The 19,686-nt window shown below is 39.3% G+C and carries 14 protein-coding genes and 1 tRNA gene; 13 read left to right on the plus strand and 2 right to left on the minus strand.

Going from position 1 to position 19,686, the window contains the following annotated elements; translation table 11 throughout:
* The first annotated feature begins 194 nt into the window (after positions 1–194).
* From ORH16_RS09415 to ORH16_RS09470, 12 genes are all read left to right on the plus strand, one after another.
* A complete protein-coding gene (locus ORH16_RS09415; protein ID WP_265458303.1) occupies positions 195–575 on the plus strand; it encodes a MerR family transcriptional regulator in 381 nt (126 codons plus the stop codon).
* A gap of 414 nt (positions 576–989) precedes the next feature.
* Positions 990–2,069: a helix-turn-helix domain-containing protein gene (locus tag ORH16_RS09420; RefSeq protein ID WP_265458305.1), complete on the plus strand. Its 1,080-nt coding sequence runs from the start codon at positions 990–992 to the stop codon at positions 2,067–2,069.
* Positions 2,070–2,174: 105 nt separating this feature from the next.
* Positions 2,175–3,407 carry an MFS transporter gene (locus ORH16_RS09425; protein WP_265458306.1) on the plus strand — a complete coding sequence of 411 codons (1,233 nt, stop codon included), beginning with the start codon at positions 2,175–2,177 and terminating at the stop codon, positions 3,405–3,407.
* A 27-nt stretch (positions 3,408–3,434) separates the two neighbouring features.
* Positions 3,435–5,447, plus strand: coding sequence for a beta-galactosidase (locus tag ORH16_RS09430; protein ID WP_265458307.1), 2,013 nt, complete (start codon positions 3,435–3,437; stop codon positions 5,445–5,447).
* A gap of 111 nt (positions 5,448–5,558) precedes the next feature.
* The gene (locus ORH16_RS09435) at positions 5,559–6,467 is read left to right on the plus strand and encodes an ROK family protein (protein WP_265458309.1); all 909 of its coding nucleotides are present in this window, start codon (positions 5,559–5,561) and stop codon (positions 6,465–6,467) included.
* A gap of 277 nt (positions 6,468–6,744) precedes the next feature.
* Positions 6,745–6,817: transfer RNA gene (locus tag ORH16_RS09440), tRNA-Lys, on the plus strand.
* Positions 6,818–7,199: 382 nt separating this feature from the next.
* Positions 7,200–8,162, plus strand: a complete 963-nt coding sequence (locus tag ORH16_RS09445) for an ABC transporter permease (RefSeq protein ID WP_265458311.1) — start codon at positions 7,200–7,202, stop codon at positions 8,160–8,162.
* A 13-nt stretch (positions 8,163–8,175) separates the two neighbouring features.
* Positions 8,176–9,099 carry a carbohydrate ABC transporter permease gene (locus ORH16_RS09450; protein WP_265458313.1) on the plus strand — a complete coding sequence of 308 codons (924 nt, stop codon included), beginning with the start codon at positions 8,176–8,178 and terminating at the stop codon, positions 9,097–9,099.
* A 32-nt stretch (positions 9,100–9,131) separates the two neighbouring features.
* Positions 9,132–10,598 carry an ABC transporter substrate-binding protein gene (locus ORH16_RS09455; RefSeq protein WP_265458315.1) on the plus strand — a complete coding sequence of 489 codons (1,467 nt, stop codon included), beginning with the start codon at positions 9,132–9,134 and terminating at the stop codon, positions 10,596–10,598.
* Between the two features lie 324 nt (positions 10,599–10,922).
* Positions 10,923–11,537: a YesL family protein gene (locus ORH16_RS09460; protein ID WP_265458317.1), complete on the plus strand. Its 615-nt coding sequence runs from the start codon at positions 10,923–10,925 to the stop codon at positions 11,535–11,537.
* Entirely contained in the window at positions 11,530–13,254 is a 1,725-nt protein-coding gene (locus ORH16_RS09465; protein ID WP_265458319.1) for a sensor histidine kinase, read from the plus strand. The genes ORH16_RS09460 and ORH16_RS09465 overlap by 8 nt, the downstream gene beginning before the upstream one ends.
* Positions 13,247–14,740 (plus strand): response regulator transcription factor, encoded by a 1,494-nt coding sequence (locus ORH16_RS09470; RefSeq protein ID WP_265458320.1) that lies wholly within the window; start codon positions 13,247–13,249, stop codon positions 14,738–14,740. The genes ORH16_RS09465 and ORH16_RS09470 overlap by 8 nt, the downstream gene beginning before the upstream one ends.
* A 315-nt stretch (positions 14,741–15,055) precedes the next feature.
* Here the strand turns inward: ORH16_RS09470 and ORH16_RS09475 are convergent, their stop codons facing one another.
* Positions 15,056–17,200, minus strand: a complete 2,145-nt coding sequence (locus tag ORH16_RS09475; RefSeq protein WP_265458322.1) for a GH92 family glycosyl hydrolase — start codon at positions 17,198–17,200, stop codon at positions 15,056–15,058.
* Positions 17,193–18,230, minus strand: a complete 1,038-nt coding sequence (locus ORH16_RS09480; protein ID WP_265458324.1) for a GntR family transcriptional regulator — start codon at positions 18,228–18,230, stop codon at positions 17,193–17,195. Before ORH16_RS09480 ends, ORH16_RS09475 begins: the two co-directional genes overlap by 8 nt.
* 158 nt (positions 18,231–18,388) lie before the next feature.
* Here ORH16_RS09480 and ORH16_RS09485 point away from each other — a divergent pair, with 158 nt between their 5' ends.
* On the plus strand, positions 18,389–19,678 hold the full coding sequence (locus ORH16_RS09485) for a glycoside hydrolase family 125 protein (protein WP_265458325.1): 1,290 nt from the start codon (positions 18,389–18,391) through the stop codon (positions 19,676–19,678).
* The last annotated feature ends 8 nt before the right edge of the window (positions 19,679–19,686 follow it).

Here is a 19,686-nt window from a genome sequence, read left to right on the forward strand (position 1 = left end):
AGGTAGAAAAATATGAATTTGATTATTGTCTCAGCTGTGGGCTTAAAAATGGGCGTGCTTGATTGATAAAAATTTTATTAGCAGAAAAAATTTAATAAAAGAAAGCAAAAACAGTTGACTTGGAGTGGACTCTAGAGTTTATAATTTAGCTATTATCAAGTTGTTGATTAGGTTAGACAGAAGGAGTAATTGCTATGAATATAAAACAAGTTAGCGAGTTAAAGGACATTTCAGCCGATACTCTGCGCTATTATGAAAGAATCGGCTTAATCCCGCCAGTTAATCGTACACCGGGCGGCATTCGTGACTATAATGAAGAGGATTTGCGTTGGGTGGACTTCACTAAATGCATGCGCAACGCCGGGGTTTCAATTGAAGGGTTAATTGAATACATTCGCTTGTATCAGCTAGGAGACAGCACGGTCTTAGCCAGAAGAGATTTATTACAAGAAGAAAAAAACAGTTTGGAAGTGAAGCTGCTGGATATTCAAACAACGCTACAGCGGATGAACGACAAGATTGCTTTTTATGAAAATAGCTTAAAACCTGATAGCGTAAAGGAAGAAGAAAAATAATTTCGAATGCTTTTTGGTACTACAAGAAATCAAAAATCTGCGAAAATCTTAATAGGATTTCGCAGATTTTTTAGTTTAAACTATTTATCAGTTTTAGGAGATAAAAAGTGAAAGATATAAAGCTTTTGCTTGGTTTCAGTTTAAAGGGATTGTAAAATTTTCAAGACTTGCAAAGTTATGTCAATCAAATGTTCACTTTCTTTTCTAATGGTAAGTGTAGCTCAAATAGTGGGAGTTGGTTTGCAATTTGAAAATATATTTGTTTTACTAAGATGAATTAAGTCAGATTCAGGTTAAGCATAAATGCAATTGCTAGACAGTAGCAAGCTAGAATAATAGCTTGTCAAAATTTTCCTATTGGCTAAAGATGCGTTGACATTCAGGATATAAAATTTTACAGAAGGGATGATTTTTGTGAACTTTGGCTTAGAACAATGGTTAAAAATCACTCCTGCGAGAATTTATTTAATTCAGTGGCAGGCTAAAACTGTTACCGCAATAAACTCCACCGACAGCCATTTAGAATATTTGCAGGCGGTTTTGGATTTTCAAGAATTTCCTTTTTTTATGGTCTTTAAAGATGCGGTTTATGGAGGAACAATCAATTTAAAGGAGCCCAATCAATTGTATGTGATGGTTCAGACGCAAGGAATTGTCAATCCTCATCTTTTTGCCAATGAAATTATCTTTTTAGATTTTTTAATCAATCAGCGGGAATTAACACCGGAGGCCATTACCGTGCAAGGTCTGCCTAATCAGCACAAACCAATTTTATTGAAAACAACAGAAGACTTGTTTCAGCATATTGAGTTAGCTGAGTTTCACAATCCCTACGATCAAGAACTGCGGGAGATGGATAGTATCGAACAAGGTAATGTGGAACTGCTGCAAAAAAGTTTTGAAGAAACATATTCAGGTAAACCAGGAATTTTGGCGAAGGATCAACTACGTAATTTAAAAAATCTTTGTATCTGTGTGATTGCTTTGGCTTCAAGAGCAGCCATTCGTGGTGGCCTGCAACCGGAAGAATCATTTACACTGGTGGACCAAAGCATTATGCAACTGGAAGAATTTCAAAATCAAAATAGTCTGATTCTTTTTTTAAGGGAAATTGAAATTACTTTTGCCAAGATGGTGGCACAGGTTCGTTTGGCGGAAGGGCATCAGCAAAATCCGTTAATTATCAAAACTAAACGGCTGATTAGTCAGCAATTGCATCAAAAAATCAGTGTCCAAGATTTAGCACTGGATTTAAAGGTGACACCGGAATATTTAGTGCACGTCTTTAAAAATGGTGAGGAGCAGACGATTAAGCAATATATTTTAAAGGAAAAAATCCGTTATGCCGAAAATCTCCTGCGCTATTCAGAAAAAAGTTTGGGGGAGATTGCCTCGACGCTGGCTTTTAGTGATCAGAGTCATTTTAGTCAAACCTTCAAAAAAATTAGGGGCCTGACGCCTAAGGATTATCAAAAAAAGTTCCGCCAAGAGTAGTTTAGCTTAGATTTTTCCATTTCAGCTTAGTTTTTTTATATTTCGAAAGCGTGAAACCTTGTATGATAGCGATATCAAAAAACGTTTTCAAAAGGAGAAAACCAGATGAATTTGGAAAAAGCAAAACAACCTACCTTTAAAGTTGCTCTGCTGTCGATTTCTTTATTGCTGACTTCCGGCGGATCTATTGCCTCAGCCGTGAGCCACATGCAGGAAACTTTCAGCAGCCATAGCGCAACTGCCGTTGAAGCTTTGGTAACAGCTTCCAACATCAGCGTCATGATTTTTGTTTTATTAAGTGCTTTTATTGTCAATTTCTTAGGAACCAAGAAAACAGTTTTACTGGGGATTGTCTTAGCGGGAATTGGAGGCGTTTTCCCGTTTTTCTCAGATAACTACACGATGGTTTACATCTCGCGTTTAGTTTTAGGGGCGGGACTAGGCATGTTCAATTCACTGGCAGTGAGTTTAATCAATGAATTTTACACCGGTGATACCCGTAATAAAATGCTGGGTTATCAAGCGGCGGTTCAAAGTTTGGGACAGACCTTTACAACCTTTATTGCCGGAATTTTGGTGAATTATAACTGGCATTATGCCTTTGCGATTTACTTTTTAGCGATTGTTTCCTTCATTTTATTCTTTATCTTTATTCCGGATACTAAACCGGAGACGACAGTGGTCAATGGCCAAATTGAAAAACCAAAACAGCGCTTGAACCGCTTCGTTGTCATTGAATCCTGTGCCATATTATTTACTTTTGTTATTTTGATGGCAACTAGTTTAAAAGCAACTGCTTTAGTTCAAGAGCAAAATATGGCCAATCCAGAATTTTTAGGAACGGCCTTATCAGTTTCTAGTTTAGTCAGTTTTGTCGCGAGTTTCTTTTACGGAAATATTGTGAAATATACTAAACAATATACACTGTTCATCGCCTATTTAATTATTTCCTTAGGCTTTATCGGAATTTCCTTTGCGACTAATATTGTGATGTTCACGGTTATTCTAGCTTTAACAGGCTTGGGCTCTTCCCTCTTTATTCCCTTTGCATTTGGGATTGTTATGGAGCGAGCGCCAAAGAATTCAGCAAATTTAGCAGTCTCTATTTCAATGGTCTTTTGTAATATTGGCTGCTACTTATCACCTTATGTTTTAGCTTTTATCGGCGGACTTTTGGGCAATACTAGTGACAGCTTTACCCTGTTGATTTGTGGCATCATGGCATTGGTTTTAAGCATTATTTATCTTTTTGCTGCCAAGTATCTGAAATCGGATGATTCGGGTGAAACGCCAATGAGTATTGAAGAAGAATTAGAAGTAATCAGTGAGCTTAAATAAAACAAGAGACCTTTGGAGGAAATAACAATGGAAAAAATTATTTATGGCGTTGCCTATTATTATGAATACTTACCTTATGACCGTCTGCAAGAAGATATTGCGATGATGAAGAAAGCTGGTATCAATGTAGTGCGCATCGCAGAATCGACTTGGTCTACTTATGAAAAATCTCCCGGGAAATTTGATTTTTCGACCGTTGATTTAGTGATTGACGAAATGGCTAAAGCTGGTATTGAGGTTATCATTGGTACACCGACATATGCTGTTCCCAGCTGGCTAGTTGAACTAGATTCAAATGTGATGGTGTCCAGAAAAAATAGTGGTCGAGCAATCTACGGACCACGGCAGTCAATGGATATCACCAATGCCACCTATTTACGCTACGCTGAAAGAATTATCCGCAAATTGATTGAACGAACCGCTCGTCACGCCAACGTTATCGGCTTTCAAATTGACAATGAAACGAAGGCCTACGGGTCATCTAGTAAAAATGTCCAAAAAGAATTTGTCGAATATCTAAAAGACGAGTTCGACAATGATTTGGATAAATTAAATGCGGAATTCGGTTTGGATTATTGGAGCAATCGCATTGATTCATGGGAAAATTTTCCCGATGTCAACGGGACGATTAACGGCAGTTTAGGAGCAGAGTTTGAGAAATTTCAACGGCTATTAGTTGATCGTTTTCTCCAGTGGCAAGCAGATATTGTCAGCGAATATAAACGAGAGGACCAATTCGTCACCCAAAACTTTGACTTTGAATGGCGGGGCTATTCATATGGTGTGCAGCCGGAGGTCAATCACTTTAAGGCAGCCAAGGCAACCACCATTGCCAGTTGTGATATTTATCATCCGACACAAGCTCAACTGACTGGTCAAGAAATTGCCTTTTGTGGCGATATCACTCGTAACTTGAAAAAAAATAACTACTTGGTGATGGAAACAGAAGCTCAGGGCTTTCCCCAGTGGACGCCGTACCAAAACCAATTACTATTACAAGCCTATAGTCACGTAGCTTCTGGAGCCAACGGTGTGATGTATTGGCATTGGCATTCGATTCATAATTCAGCCGAGTCCTATTGGCGAGGTCTACTTAGCCATGATTTTAAAGAAAATGCGACCTATACAGAAGCGATTAAAATCGGCAGTGAGTTTCAAAAACTATCGCCAAAACTTGTCAACTTGAAAAAGAAAAACAATGTTGCCTTAGTTGTCAGCAATGAAGCGTTAACCGCATTAAATTGGTTTCCGATAGATTTAAATGCCGCTTTTCAGTCTAGCATTACTTACAATGATATCGTCAAAGCGTTTTATACTCAATTGTATCAAATAAATATCGAAGTCGATATTGTGTCACCAGATGTCGATAACTGGACAGATTATGAGATTTTAGTTGTGCCAGCTTTATATGCTGGTGCTGACGAAATTTTTGAAAAATTGGCTAATTTTGTGGAAAAAGGCGGTAAGCTTTTAACCGGCTTTAAGACGGCTGTGGCAAATGAACATGTGAAAATTTCCAGCGACGGTACGCCTCGTAACCTGCAGGAGACTTTAGGTATGCATTACAATCAATTTGCGATTCCTCAAGATATTTATCTGCAAAGTGAATTTTTTGATTTTACAGAAGCCATCAAAGTTATCGGCTTTATGGAAATGCTGGAGGCTGACCAGGCGCAAGTACTGGCTCAGTATGACAATTCACAATTCACAGAAAAAACTGCTATCACCCTCAATCACAAAGGACAAGGTAAGGCAGTCTATCTCGGTTGCTTATTAGAAGATAGCGGTATGAAGCAGTTGATCCAAAGCATTTTCACTAAAATTTTTGACTATCAGTTAACAGAGCTGACTTTCCCCCTCATTCAAAAGAGCGGCTATAATGACGAGGGTAAAAAGGTCAATTTCTTCTTCAATTATGCAAAAGAAATGGCTGAAGTCACCGCACCAGTTAGTGGAAAGCTACTGCGGACTGACGGCTTAATCGAAGCCGGCAATCCAATCACCATCGCTCCTTGGGATGTTGTCATTATCGAGGAATAACCCAAGCAACGCTTTATTTCAATCAATAAAATCGTTAAAATAAAAGTAAGTTGTGATTTTCTCAGAAGGTGGTGAAATCGCAGCTTACTTTTTAGTGAAGGAGCTGGCAAGATGGCACATGGATATTTAGCAATTGACATTGGCGGGACTTTTGTCAAACACGCGACCATTGATCATTCAGGTAATATTGAAAAAGAAAATAAATTTAAAACGCCCTACAATTTAGAGGATTTATTGATAGCCATTCAAGAGGTCGTTACGCCTCTTCAAGAATCAATCAAAGGCGTGGGAATCAGTTGCCCGGGACGAGTCGATCCGGAAACGGGGATTATTTATAACGGTGGGGCCTTGCCTTTTTTGCATGAATTCTCCTTTAAGAAATTTTTCAGCGATCGCTTTGGTCTAGAATGTGCCGTCAGCAATGACGGTAAGGCTGCCGCTTTAGCTGAATTATGGCTAGGCAATCTAAAAGGCGTGGCTAATGGAGCAGCCATTGTTTTAGGCACAGGCATTGGTGGTGGAATTATTGTCGATGGCAAATTAGTGCAGGGTAATCATTTTCAAGCGGGGGAACTAAGTTTTCTTTTACGGACACCTGCACCTGCTGAAATGGAGAATGTGATTGCTTATACGACTTCAGCGGTCTATTTTATTAAAAGGGCCAGCGGAATTCTACACCTAGCCGATGATAGTGATGGTGTCGCTGTGTTTCAGGCAATTGTTAAAAAAGATAATCCTCAGTTGACGGAATTATTTGAAACCTATTGTCGGGAAATTGCTTGGATGATTTTAAATCTACAGGCAACCTTAGACTCGCAAAGAATTGTAATTGGCGGCGGTATTAGTGCTCAAGAAATTTTGATTGAAGAAATTAATCGCCAATATCATCTGTTGCGGGATGTCTCATATTTTTTCAAAAATTCCTTTTATCCAATGGAAATTCAAAGCTGTGCTTTTAGAAGCCAAGCTAACTTGTTAGGAGCTATTTATCAGTTGTTTTTGGAGAAGGATTTAGCTTGAGGAAAGTTGTTTTGCAAGGATTTGGGTGAAATATAGAGAAATATAGAATTAATGAGAGCCGAATTTTTTTGAACTGTATTGAAAAAATATGAAGAGGTCAATAAAATTGCTGATATTTTATCAGCAGTTTTATTGATAATCACGATTGATTCATACTCACCTGTGAAAGGGAAATCAGGCTTCAAATGACCTAGTAAAAACTAGTTTGTTATTAAAATTTTTAGTTGCTTTTTAAAAAATGAAGTGCTAAGATATTGAAGTACGATTTTTGAATAACGCCTCCTTAGCTCAGTTGGTAGAGCAGTAGACTCTTAATCTATGGGTCGTAGGTTCGAGCCCTACAGGGGGCATTGGGTGCCAAACCCACGGAACAGGCAAATTGTTGGTGCGAAAGCATTTAGAAAACAATTTGTGCTGTTCTATTTTTTTGCCCTCAAAAGTGGCTGTGACATTAATCTTATTAGCAGATGAAATCTCAAGTTATAGTGACTTTGTTCTCTGTGTTTTAATGGGTATTGAGACAGAAAGTAGGTGTGGGACTGTGATCCAATAGGCCTTCATCGCAACTTCTAATGCTTGATGATGCTTATCAGATATTGTTCGGAAAAATCAGTTCTGTTTCAATCAGTCCCACAGCCTCGTAAAAAAATTTCCCGTTAACTTCTTTAATTTGTTTCATGATACCTTAAATTTGTTCATTACTATCTCTTTTAGGAAGCGGTATCATTTCTCATGAAAGGAGCTGGAGGGATGAACAAAAAAAAGAAAAAGGGTTTTTGGCAGAATGTTTGGCGCTATAAGGCGTTGATTTTGATGGCGCTGCCGGGATTTATCTGGTTTATTTTCTTCTTTTATATACCAGTTTTTGCCAATGTGGTTGCATTTAAGGACTTTCATATTTCGCCAAATGGCTTTATTGATAGTTTGCTGAGCAGCCCGTGGGTTGGCTTTGAGAATTTTAAATTCTTATTTGCCTCGAGTGATGCGTGGCTGATTACCCGCAATACGCTATTATACAACATTGTTTTCTTGGCTTTTAACCTGTTTTTTGCGATTACCTTTGCAATCGTTATGAGTGAATTGCGCAATAAAAAATTGGTGAAGGTCTATCATACGATGTCTTTACTGCCTTATTTCTTGTCATGGGTTGTTATTGGCTACTTTGTCTACGCCTTTTTAAGTCCAGACAAAGGGATTATCAATCAATGGCTAACCAATGGCGGTAAGAATCCGATTAATTGGTACAACGATCCAACTTGGTGGCCGTTAATCTTTGTCATTTTAAACGTTTGGAAGAGTCTTGGTTACAACAGTATTATCTACTACGCTTCGGTGATGGGGATTGACCCGACTTACTATGAGGCAGCGATGGTGGACGGTGCCAGCAAGTGGCAACAGATTAAAAATGTAACCATTCCGCAAATTGTTCCGATGATGATGGTCCTATTGATTATGAATATTGGTGGGATTTTCCGTGCCGATTTCGGGATGTTCTATAATGTGCCGCGTAATTCAGGGGCGTTGTATCAAGTAACGTCAGTGCTGGACACCTATATTTATAATGGGTTGACTGCTACTGGAGATTTAGGTATGACAGCCGCAGCTAGTTTATATCAATCGGTTGTTGGGGCAGCACTTTTATTGGTTGCAAACTTTATTGTCCGTCGAATTGAACCGGATTCAGCACTATTTTAAAGGAGGGGCTTCAATGAAAAAGAAAAAAATTAATAAAGTTGAAATCCGTTCCTTTAATCCAACGGCGAATGTGATTTTTAATATTGTAATTGCTTTGTTTGCAATCTCTTGCGTTATGCCCTTTTTCTTCGTGGTGATGATTTCACTAACGCAGGAAGCCTCATTGGCAGAAATGGGTTATCGCTTTTGGCCGAAAGAATTTTCGATTGAGGCTTATAAGTATATCTTTGCCGGAGAGATGAGCAGCAAAATTTTTAGAGCGCTGGGTGTAACAGTTTTTGTGACGGTTTTAGGAACAGTGGTCAATACAAGCATGACTTCTTTATATGCCTATGCGATTTCCCGCTCGAATTTTCCCTTTCGTAAATTTTTCACCGTCTTTGCTCTGATAACGATGTTATTTACACCGGGGATGGTGGCAACGTATCTAGTGGTTAATAACTTGTTATCTTTAAAAGATACGATTTGGGCCTTGATTCTACCTTTGGCCTTAGGACCTTTTAATATACTTGTTATGAGATCCTTCTTTATCAAAACGGTGCCAGATAGTATTATCGAGTCAGCCCGCATTGATGGAGCGACAGAAATGCGGATTTTTCGAAGTATTGTGTTGCCGCTGGCGGTTCCGGGGATTGCAACAATTAGTTTGTTTGCGGCTTTAGGTTATTGGAATGATTGGTTCAATGCATTACTTTATATTCAAAAAGACACGCTGGTTCCGCTACAGTATCTCTTGATGAAGATTCAAAATAATTTAGATTTCCTAGCTCGCAATGCTGGGATGGGGGCGCAGATTCAAGGCGGCTTAGCTGCTTTACCGAGTGAGTCAGCTCGGATGGCGATTGTGGTGGTATCAACATTACCGATTGCTTTAACCTATCCATTTTTCCAAAGATATTTTGTGGGTGGCTTAACGCTCGGTGGTGTCAAAGAATAGTTTTATAAAAATAGAAGGAAGTGGACAAAATAATGAAAACGTGGAAGAAAGCATTAGGGATTACAGCGGCAGCTTCATTGACATTAGGCTTGGCTGCGTGTGGTAACAGCGACACTGAAGGGACTACAGAGGGAGAAAGCAGTTCAACCTCACTTTTAATGTATCAAGTCGGGGACAAACCTGATAATTATGACGAGCTGATGGAAATTGCTAATAAGCGCATTGAAGAAAAAATTGGCGTGACCATTGATTTGCAATATATCAGCTGGGGAGATTGGGAGCAAAAAATGCCGACCATCATCAACTCAGGAGAAAGTTATGATATCGCCTTCGCCTTTCAATATGTCGCAAATGCCCAAAAAGGCGCCTTTGCAGATTTGACGGATTTAGCAGAAACTTATGCCAAAGAGTACATGGATCAGCTGCCGGAAATGTATAAAGTCGGCAATGAAGTCGATGGCAAATTGTATGCGATTCCAGTTTATGGCAATACTTGGGGTCAACAAGTATTAACCTTCAATCAGCAATATGTCGACAAGTATGATTTAGATATCAGCGGAGTTGACGGTTCTTACGAATCTGCAACGGAAGTCTTGAAACAATTCCAAGAAAAAGAGCCGAATATTGCAGCCTTTGCGATTGGTCAAGATTTTAAAGCTTCAGGTGCTTATGATTATCCATTAGGTAAAGATTATCCCTTTGCTGTGAAATTAGATGCAGAGGGCGATCCACAAATTATCAATCAATATGCCGATGCTGATTTCCAAGAAACTTTAAAAGTTTTACATGAATGGTATCAAGAAGGATTGATTCCAACGGATGCCGCAACTAGTACGCAAGCTTATCCATTAGAAGGGAATACTTGGTTTATGCGGGAAGAAACCCAAGGACCATTGGATTACGGTGATACAATTTTAACGCAAGCAGCTAGTCAGCCATTAGTTTCCCGTCCATTGACTACTCAATTGCAAACAACTAGTCAAGCGCAGATGGCGAACTTTGTCGTGTCAAACACTTCAAAAAATAAAGAAAAATCAGTTGAATTTTTAAATCTTTTAAACACTGACCCAGAATTATTAAACGGTTTGGTATGGGGCATTGAAGGTGAGGCTTGGGAAAAAGTTGGCGATGATAAAGTCGAAGTTTTAGATGGTTATCAGCCAAAAACCCACATGGCAGCTTGGAATACCGGGAACAACATGATTTTATACACTGCAGATACAGTGACAGATGAAATGATTGCTGAACGGGACCAAAGTATTGAAAATGCTGAGTCCTCACCAATTCTTGGTTTCAATGTGAAAACGGATGATTTCAAAACAGAATTAACGAATATCATGAACGTAATGAATCGCTACCGGGCGAATTTAAATACCGGTTCAATTGATCCAGAGGAAAATCTACCAAAATTAATTGATGCTTTAGAAGAAGCTGGCTGGAGCGACGTTCAAGAAAAAATGCAAGCGCAATTAGATGAGTTTGTCGCTAGTCAAGACTGATCAGCAATTTAAGTCCTATGCAACATTTATGAATAATCCGACTAATCGGCAGCTGTGGGAAAATTATTAGTAATTTTCCGCAGCAGCCGGTCATTCGGTGGAATAAAAATAATACTAGCTATTTATAAATAGCTAGAGACTATGACATTAGTTAAAGCAGAATTGAGCTTGGTGAGCATGATCAAATAAGAATTGCTAGATTTCTGGATTTATAATGAGAAAGTCTGGAATGTGGAAGCAAATACACTCTAGTTCAAAATTGTATCTGTTGAAAAACTTGTGTCACAGTCTCTGGATATTTCAAAAGATAATGGAGGAACCAAAATGGAAAGCAGCGGTATTCAACGTCTTTTTTATGTACTGTGGATGATTATTAAATTAAATCTGTATTTTGTACTTTTTTCTCTGATGGGAGGGATTCTACTAGGTGTTGGACCAGCCTTTCAAACGATGAACGATTTGTTAGTAGAGCACGGCCTTAATTACCAGGAGATTACCTTTAAGAAATTCTTAGCCGGTTGGAAAATGAATTTTAAGCGAGGCAATCAGCACTTTCTCTTATTTTTTGGAATTATCAGTCTGTTAGGTTATAATTTGTACCTTTCAGTGCAAATTCAAGGACTGATGTGGCTAGTGATTGATTTTGCCTTGTTTTTCACCATTCTTTTAGTCAGCGTGTTATTTATCTATGTGACGCTTTATCAAACCAGCTACGACATTTCCCTTTTAAATGTGGTAAAATTAGCTTTCGTTAGTGTTTTCCTAAACTTCGGTACGTTTCTAAAAATTCTTTTTGGTGTGGTCAGTATCCTTTTTATCACTTGGCTTTTCAAAGGCTTGGTTCTTTTTGCCACCTTTGCCTTACTGATTATTTGGAGCGGCTATGCCACTAAAGAAAGTCGAACATTAGTAGAAAGAAAGTTGGCGGCTCATGGGTAAATGGTGGCCTCGATTTAGTAAAAAAAAATATTTAATGAATCGTTTGATGCAAATTTACAGCCTTCTGTTAGTGGGAATCATCCTGCTGACGGTGGCTGCTTTGTGCGTTTTTACGACCGATTCCAATTATAAAAAGCTGCAGGCTGAAATGGTCATTTTAGAAAATCGGATTAATAGCTATGTGATAGATAAGGACAATACCATGAGCTTTTTATATATGGAATTGGCTAGTTCTAACACAGCAATTGACAATGTCCGTAAATATTTAACGCTGTCTCCCTCTGAGTATTTTACTTACACAGAAAAATTTTGGGAGGAGTATCAAAAAGACACCAGTATTTCTTCGACGGTCAGCGGTTTGTTTACAGCTTTTCCGGATTTAGACGAGCTGTATGTCACTTTAGAGGATTCTGAAGATTATCTGAAGGCTGACCGGATGAATCATAACGGTATTAAAGCGCAGGGGGAAATTAATCCTTCCGGCGGTTTTATTGTCAATCGGCCGATTATCGATCAATATACCTCGCAAATCGTCGGGCAGATTTACGGTGTCTTTTCAGAGGAAGCTGTTTTAGGAACCTTTGCTGAGACGATGGTGACAGAAGGAATTGATGCTTATATCTTTGATGCTGCTGATCAAGTAATGTTTTCTTCACAGCATCAAGTTTCTACAAGAGATTACCAAGTGTTGATGACCGGCATTAAAGAGGAAAAAATTCCGGCATCTTTTAAGAAAAAATATTACGTGCTGGAAAAAGAAACTAGTAAAAATAATTCCTACGTTTTAACCGCCAGTAAAAAAGTTTTGTGGACCAAAAATCTGCAAATTTTTGGTTTGATGATTCTCTTAGGGACAGCTTTGGCAGGGATTTTACTTTATACATTGAAACGAACTTTTAATCGCTACTTCCAGCAAATTGAAACGATTGTCGGTATCACCCACAGTGTCGCAGAAGGAAATCTAGCCGAGCGCATTGATGTTGCGCAAGTTCAAGATGAGCTATTTGATCTTTCCGAAGCGATTAATTTTATGATTGGCAGCTTGGATCAATACATCAAAGATAATTATGAATTGGAAATCAAACAGCGGGATGCCCACATGCGGGCGCTGCAATCGCAAATCAACCCACATTTTTTATACAATACCTTGGAATATGTCAGAATGTACGCCTTAAGTAAGCAACAAGATGAGCTGGCGGATGTTGTCTATGCCTTTTCTGCGTTATTGCGAAACAATACCACCCAGGAGAAAACCACCTCGTTAAAGAAGGAAACGTCTTTTTGTGAGAAATATGTTTATCTTTATCAGATGCGCTATCCCGATCGTGTAGCCTACCGCTTTACGATTGCGCCGGAACTAGAGGAATTAATTATTCCTAAATTTAGTTTACAGCCTTTAGTGGAAAATTATTTTGTTCATGGCATTGACTACACCCGCAATGATAATGCCATCAGCTTAAAGGCCTTTTTTGAAAAAGAGGATATTGTCATCAAGGTGATTGATAATGGTAAAGGTATGAGTCAACTAGCTTTGACTCAGCTACAAGAAAAATTAGCGGTAACAGAGGCACCGCTCACTACTTCGATTGGCCTCAGAAATGTTTATGAACGGCTGCAGCACTTTTTCGGAGAAGCTTTAACCCTGACCATCAAATCTGAATTGGGACAGGGAACAACCATCACCATTCGCATCAAAGGAGGGAAACAGCTTGTATAAAGCCATGCTAGTAGACGATGAATACATGATTTTAGAAGGTCTCAAGCAAATCATTCCTTGGCAGGAGTTGGGGTTTGAGATTGTTAAGACTGCCCGCACTGGTCGTGAAGCTTTGGATTATCTAAAAGAACAGCCGGTGGATTTAATAATCAGCGATATTACAATGCCAGAATTAAGCGGCATTCAGATGATTGGTGAAGCCTATGCTTTAGGTTACGATTTTTCAGCGGTTTTTCTCTCAGGCTATCAAGAATTTGAATACGTCAAAGAGGGCATTCGTTTAGGAGTAAAGGACTATTTAGTTAAGCCAGTGGACAAAGAGGAATTAACAGAGATAGTTAAGAAAATTCGTCAGGAATTAGACGATAAACAATATCGCAAAGAGCAAGAGCAATTGTATACAGAAAGCTCCATCAGCCGTTGGTTAAATGATGAACTCAGCGAGCATGAATTTCTTGAATTAATGGAAAACCTTATGCTGAAAACGACTGGTCCCTTTACTGTTGTTAAGATAATGGGACCGGCCAATGAGCTGCTAATTTTAATGAAGGAGTTAAAGCTCAAAGGGCAAAAGCTTTTGATTACCAGCGGGCCTCAGCAAGACCAGCAACTGACGATTATTTTTCAAGGGGAACCGGCTGGCTTTAAACTATTTTTTGCCGATTTAAAACGCCGCTTCAACGAGACTATCATTATCTATCCTGGGGAAACCGTTCATGAATGGGAAAATGTGTATGAAAGCTATGAAAAAGTTCTGCAGATTGAAGAGCTAAACAAATTTTATCCTGAGCTGTTGCCGAGTCAGCATTTGGATATGCTAGAGGAAATGACCGAACCGGAATTCTCCTTTTTTGGTTTTAATAAGTCCTTGATGATTGGCGATGCTAAGACGATTCAACTGGAGCTGGATAAAATTTTTGCAGAGGTGCAAAGTCAGCATCTGCGGCCAGAAAATGCCCGCTACATTGCCTTTTTATTGTTTGCAGATATTTCCCGTCAATATCCGGTAATCACTAAAGCTGTCTATGAAGCGACGATTCAAAAGATTCGCAGTAGCACCACTCTTTACCAACTGAAAAATGTCCTAGAAGAACTTTTGCAACTGGTCAGTGAGCAACCAGTGGAAAAGCAGCTGTCTGAGGTAAGCCAGCAGGTAATTGAAATCGTTCGAAAAAAATACAAGCAAGAACTGAGCTTGAAAAATGTCGCAGATGAATTGCATTTAAATGCGGTCTATTTAGGTCAGCTCTTTAAAAAAGAGCTCCACAGCAGTTTTGCTCAATATTTAAATCAAGTTCGAATTAAGAAAGCGCAACAGCTGTTACTCTACAGCAATCAAAATATCAATGAGATTGCAGATGCAATTGGCTACAATAATACCAACTACTTTTCCAAGATGTTTAAAAAGCTCAACGGTATTACACCAAAGGAATTCAGAGAACAATATCTAACGGATTATTCTGAAGTCAAACAAGAAAAGAACTGATTGTGAAAACTTCGCAAAGAGCTCTGATAAGAACAGTTGATTGAAGGGAAGCTGTTTAGTTTTGAAACGGATTGGACAATAGGGATAAGAAAATTTTTCTTGTAAACAAGTTCTGTGATGTAGTCAGTTTCTATGCTACAGTCAGCTATTGATGGCCAAGTTCCTTGTATTTTGTCACAGGAATCTGAAATAAGCGCAGCATAATAGAAAGCAAAAAGCCGAAGACTTTATCAAATTCCGCAAGCGGGCCATACAAAGGCCCGCTGTAATCAGGAACTGTCGCTAAAGTGCTCGGCTATTTTATTACGAAAAATATTAATTTTGAGTCAAAGAGAAGGGATAATCTGCCGCTTGATAACTTTGTGGATTTGGCACAATCCCCAAGTCATACTGGATGTCGCCACCAGCCATTAAATCTTCATGGCTGAAAAATAATTTTTGATAAGGCTGATTATTTCGCAGTGTCTGGTGGATAAATTGTTGCTGCGGCTGATTGGGAGTTGCGCTAATTTCTAATTGTTTACCGTTTGATAAATGCACAACTGCTTTTTTAACTAGCGGCATGCCAATCACATATTCACCGGTGCCAGGAGTGACTGGATAAAAGCCCAACGAATTAAAGATGTACCAAGCTGAGGTGCTGCCATTATCCTCGTCACCGGGATAGCCGTCAATTCCTGCATGAAAGCATTCTGTTAGTAAATTTTTGATTAATGGCTGGGCCATTTCAGGACGGCCAACATAGCTAAACAGATAAGGATAGTGAAAGCTAGGCTGATTTGAAATTGCCAGCTGACCAAATTCAATGGCGGCCATTTCACTCATCTCGTGAATTTCAAAACCGTAGCCGGCGACATCAAATTTCGGTGCTTGATTACATAAGGTAATTAGTTTTTCAGTAAAGGCAGAGGGACCGCCCATTTGCTGGACTAATCCGGCAAAGTCTTGGTAGACTGCAAAACTACTTTGCCATGCACTGCCTTCAGCGTAATCTTTTCCCCAACGAATCGGTGAAAAATCAGCTCTGAAATTTCCCTCTTGGTCTTTAGCCCGCATCAAACCGACCTTCGAATCAAAAATATTGCGGTAGTTCAAAGCTTGCTCCGCATAGTGTTGAGCAGTCTCGGTTTCCTGTAAAGTTTGAGCCACTTGACTGATACAAAAATCACTGTAGGCATAATCTAAGGTATGGTTGACTGATTCATGATAAGTACTTGGCACATATCCATATTTTAAGTAATCCAGCGTTCCTTGTCTGCCATAATTAGTGTTGTCGCTTTGTACCGTCGCACCTTTTTTCATCGCTTCTAAGAAATGAGGCATTAAATCTGGGCGAATCTTTTTAACAGCCGCATCGGCAATCACGGCATCAATCAAAGTACCAGGCATTAGTCCTCGTTCATCTGGAGATAACCATTTTGGTAAAAAGCCGGTTTCTTGATAACTATTTAAAAAGCCCTCCAGCATATCAGCGAATTTTTCTTGAGCAATTAAAGAAAACAGGGGATAAACCGTTTTGTAAGTATCCCAAAAGCCATTATTGGTGTATAAACTGCCAGCTCTGATTTGTCGGCCCACTGTATCATAGTGGATCTTTTCACTGTTTACATCTAGTTCATAAAAAGTCTGAGGAAACAAAAAAGTTCGGTATAAATTGTGATAAAAGGTTTTCGTTTGGGCCGGATCAGTATGCTCGACTTCAATGCGTTTAAAGTAAGACTGCCATTCTTCTTGGCTCTTTTGACAGAAATCAGCTAAGGTAAGTTCTTTTTCTCTGTCAAGATTGAGCTGAGCTTGCTCTGGACTGATAAAGGAAGTCGCTAAATGGATAGATTGTTTTTGAATAGTGCCAAAAGCCAAACTAACCAAAGTTTGTTCTTCTTGATTTTTTTTGGTCACTGCTAAAATCGGTTCAGAAAAATGGAAGGTCAAATAAAAAGTAAAATCTGGGTCTTCACAGCCGCTAAAATTAACCAGGCTGGCTCGCAACTCATGATTATTAATCTGTTCTAGGTTTTTTAAGCCTGGAAAAGTCAGTAGCAAATTATTTTGCTTTTCTGAATAATTAATTTCAAGGGCCGCACCATACATGCTTGGCACTAGCGTTGAGGTAATATTGTAACGCAGTTGCTGAATAATAAGTTGATAGGGAGCAAAGGTCGCCTCTTCTGGACGATAGGAACTTTGAGCGTGAAATAAAGAGAGCTCGCTTAATTCTCCACTAAAAGGTGTCATAAGAAAATGACTAAAGTCTCCCATCCAAGGACTTGGCTGATGGGTCAAGCGATAGCCTTGAAAGATGTGGTCATTAGGATGGAACCACCAGCTGCCTTTTTGATCCGTCGTTTGCGCTGCAAAATAATTCATGCCAAAGGGGACACCAGTATAAGGCAGGCAATTTCCGTTTGAAAAACTGTGCTGGTTGGCTGTTCCGTGGCGGGTATCAATTGTTTCAATCATGTATAAGCTCCTTTGTCGATTGACGTGTAATTAAATGAATGGCGACTTTTTGACTGTCTGGTACTTGACCAGTTGTAATCCAAGTGATGAGGGCTTGACCAGCCAGCGCCCCGATTTCTTTAAAATTTTGCGAGATGGTGGTGAGACTAGGATCAACCAAGGCTGCAGCTTGAATATTATCAAAGCCAATCACCGACAGCTTCTCCGGTAATTGAAGACCCCCTTGTTTTAAAATCCGCATCGCTTCAATGGCCACCAAATCATTTTCGCAAACTAGGGCGGTAATCTGATTGGTTGTGACATATTCCAAGAGATTGTTTAAAGTTGCCCGCTGATCTTCTAAAGTAGTATGGAAGCTCAGCTGATGTTCACTAGTGCTGCGAATGTAGCCGAGGTAGCGCTGGCGGGTTGACTGAGGTAGCCGGTCATTGCCAAAGATATAAGCAATTTTTTGATGCCCCAATGCAATCAAGTAATCACAGGCAACTTGTCCACCGGCTGAGTTATCAGAATAAATTGCCGGCAGATTTAAATCATGCAGCTGCTTATCCAAGATAATTGTCGGAAATTGTTGCAGTGACAGTTCAAATAACAAATCTAAATGCTGATTTTCGTCATCAGCATAGTAAATCAAGCCGTCGAATTCTTGGGTAATCTCGTTGGCGTGATGGCTCGTTAGAAAATCAAAATTGGTCATCATCACTTCGAATTTTTCAGCCTGAACAATCGGCAGCAGGCCTTCTGAAAAATTACCTAAAGAAAGGTCATTTGAAAAAGGTAGCAAAAATAAAATGCGTTTGGTGGTTAGTTTTTTTTGCGTTGACTTTTTGACGAAACTTCCTTTGCCTCTCGTCCGTTCAATCAACCCTAACTGTTCCAGTTCAGTCAACGCCCGCTTAGAGGTAATGCGGCTGACCTGATAACGATCGGACAATTCTTTTTCGGTGGGCACTTGGCTACCCGGCTGTAAAGTTCCACTGAGAATTTTTTCTTTTAGATCATTTAAAATGGTTTGATATAAAGGTTCCATAACTCCTCCTATTTGATATATCATATTTTCTATCTTACCACATTTATTTTTCCTGTAAATCCCCAAAAAAACTTTTTTGAAAGCGTAGACAAAGTGATTTTTCTATCGTATAATCAAAAACGAATTAATGATATATCAATTATGGAGGATTTACTAAAATGGCTTACAAAGATATACCAAAATCAGTTGAGAATTTTATGCAGACAATTACTGAAAAATGTGGAACCGAGCATGCCGATTGGGCAGAAAATTTTAATGCAGCCTTTGCCAACACTTTGTTAACGACTGTTAAACGTCAAGCAGACGGCACCACTTTTTTATTAACCGGTGATATTCCAGCGATGTGGCTGCGGGATTCAACCGCTCAAGTTCGTCCTTATTTAGTAGTCGCCAAGGAAGACGAAGAATTAGCCGCGATGATTGCCGGTCTGGTGAAGAAACAATTTTTCTATATCAATATCGATCCTTACGCCAATGCCTTCAATGAAACTGCCAATCATGCTGGACACCAAAGCGACCACACTGAGATGAACGATTGGATTTGGGAACGGAAATATGAAATTGATTCCCTCTGTTACCCTGTGCAGCTAGCTTATCTAGTTTATAAAAATACTGGCAGAGCCGACCAATTCAATGCAGATTTCCTTGAAGGAGTAAAAAAAATCTTAACCGTATTTGAAACGGAGCAAGATCACAATCAATCACCTTATGTATTTGAACGGGATACCACACGCCAAGAGGATACTTTAATCAATGACGGCCGAGGTGCTAAAGTAGTGCCCACCGGGATGACTTGGTCTGGCTTTAGACCAAGTGACGATGCCTGTCAATACGGTTATTTAGTGCCTTCCAATATGTTTGCCGTTGTTATCTTGGGCTATTTAGAAGAAATTTTTAGCCAGCTAATCCCTGATGAAGAGTTAGTGATTAGAGCAAGAAAATTGAAAGAAGCTATTCAAGCCGGCATTGAAAAATTTGGCCACACGAAAAATCAAGCGGGTGAAACGATTTTTGCCTATGAAGTTGATGGACAAGGCAACGCTACGGTGATGGACGACAGCAATGTACCGAACTTAATTTCAGGTCCTTACTTAGGCTATGGCCAAGTTGATGACGAGACTTATCTGGCTACCAGAAAAACTTTATTGAGTCCAGAAAATCCCTATTTTTATAGCGGCAAATTTGCCAGCGGAATTGGTTCTTCCCATACACCGGAAAATTATGTCTGGCCGATTGCCTTAGCTATGGAGGGGATGACTACCAAGGATAAAAATGAAAAGGTCCGCATTTTAAATCAGTTGGTGGCAACCGATGGCGGAACTCACTTGATGCATGAAGGCTTTGATGTGAATGACCCTAATCAATACACCCGTGAGTGGTTCTCTTGGGCCAATATGATGTTTTGTGAATTAGTGATGGATTATTTTGATCTTCGCGTTGAAAAATAAAAAAATTA

The organism is Enterococcus sp. HY326 (genome assembly GCF_026157065.1).
Taxonomy (GTDB): Bacteria; Bacillota; Bacilli; order Lactobacillales; family Enterococcaceae; genus HY326.